This is a genomic window from Tetragenococcus muriaticus DSM 15685, from assembly GCF_000423785.1.
In the GTDB taxonomy this organism is placed as follows: domain Bacteria; phylum Bacillota; class Bacilli; order Lactobacillales; family Enterococcaceae; genus Tetragenococcus; species Tetragenococcus muriaticus.
Genome location: NZ_AUIQ01000105.1, coordinates 1 through 1,817 on the forward strand (window position 1 = coordinate 1; position 1,817 = coordinate 1,817).

Here is a 1,817-nt window from a genome sequence, read left to right on the forward strand (position 1 = left end):
GTAATGGTCTTACCGTAAGAAACCTTGCATCTATTTTAACAAATAAATTGAATGAATGTTGGTAATCCAACAAATTAGCTATGATCAGGAGGCATTAAGTAGCATATTTAAAAATAGTTGAGGCACCAAAACTTGGGTAATACATACCATTCAAATTATCGTTAATTAATAAAGAACGAGTTTGTTGATATAGTGGAACAATCGCTGTATCCTCCTCAACTAATATTCTTTCTGCCTCGATCATCGCTTGCCAACGTGTTTCTGGATCATTTCCATAATCGTTAGAAATTTGATCTAATAATTCATTATAGTCTTCACTTTCATAATTTGTATTGTTTGGCGAGCGCAGTGATTCTAGGTAAGTCATAGGATCTTGATAATCAGGCCCCCAACGTCCCATTGCAAGCTCGTATTCACTGTTACTGGTTAATTCAATTGAGTTATTTAAAGGAACAGATTTAACTTCAAGTGTTAAACCAGGTAGTGCTTCTTGTAATTGATATTGAACGGCTTCAGCTACTTTTTTCTCATCGTCTTCATCGGAGGTCAATAGTTCGATAGTGATTTCATCACCAATTTCTTCTTTGGCTTTATCCCAATGTTCTTTGGCCTTTTCTTCATTAGATTCCATCAAAACTCCGGCGTCCTCACGGAAGTCTGCTTCAGTTTCTGGATTTTTAACAAAATCTTTTGGAATATAACCGTAACTCGCTGATGACCCATCTGCTAATACCTCATCGACTATACTTTCTTTATCAATGGCATAAGCTATAGCTTTCCTTACATCACTATTAGCAAAAATAGTGTCTTGATCATTTTTTTGTTGATTCATTTTAAAATAAAATATTTTTGAGTCAGGGACCTTTTGCAGATCTGGATTATCTTCGTTTTGTTTAACATGTTCACCGAAAATTTCCGCTTGATCTAATTCTCCACTTTGGAATAAATTAAATGAAGTCACTGCTTCTTTGATAACATCTACATGGACATTTTCCAATTGGACCTTATCCGCATCGTAATATTCTGGATTTTTTGTTAAATCCCATTCTATGGAGGACTGATCCCAATTCTCCATATTAAAAGCACCATTCGACAATATTTGTTCACTATTATTCCCATACTCTCTTCCTTGTTCTTCTACAAAAGCTTCATTTTGGGGGAAAAATGGAGGAAAAGTCATAAGTGATGTAAAATAAGGAACTGGTTTTTCCAATTGTATTTCTAGCTCTTTATCGTTAATAGCCGTAACACCTAATTCTTCAGGACTCATCCCGTCATTAATAATTTCAGCGCCATTTTCAATTGTTCCATCAAGTAAAAACATATAGTTTGCTTCATTTTCTGGACTTGCTAAACGTTGCCAAGCATAAACAAAATCATCCGCAGTGACTGGGTCGCCATTACTCCAATTGGCATCATCTCGTAGTTGAATTGTATAAGTTCTCCCATCTTCGGAAATTTCCGGCATATCTGTTGCTACGGCTGGAACAACTTCATTATCTTGGTCAATACGATATAAACCTTCAAAGACATGGACTTGCGCATTGATGCTCGCCGTATCTTGTGTGACAAGTGTATTCATAGAAGCGACTTCGTTACTTTCCATTAAGTTAACTGTTTGCTCGTTCCCATTTTCTGAACTGGTATTTTCTGCATTTTGCCCAGTTGTACAACCAACAAGAGTAGTAGTCATCATCAAACTCATCCAACCCCATACAATTTTCTTTTTCATTGAAGTTCCCCCTCGTAAAATATATTTATAAGCATCATCTCTGATGCAAACATTCTGGTTCTTTGAAAATAAAATAAATAACATT

1 protein-coding gene is annotated in these 1,817 nt (G+C 35.6%); it reads right to left on the minus strand.

Annotated elements, in window-relative coordinates:
- Positions 1–94: 94 nt before the first annotated feature.
- Positions 95–1,732, minus strand: coding sequence for a peptide ABC transporter substrate-binding protein (locus tag G577_RS0110340; RefSeq protein WP_028791094.1), 1,638 nt, complete (start codon positions 1,730–1,732; stop codon positions 95–97).
- Positions 1,733–1,817 lie beyond the last annotated feature (85 nt).

Coding starts and splice junctions, on each gene's coding strand:
- G577_RS0110340 (WP_028791094.1), bottom strand. CDS start 1,732: ATGAAAAAGAAAATTGTATGGGGTTGGATGAGTTTGATGATGACTACT.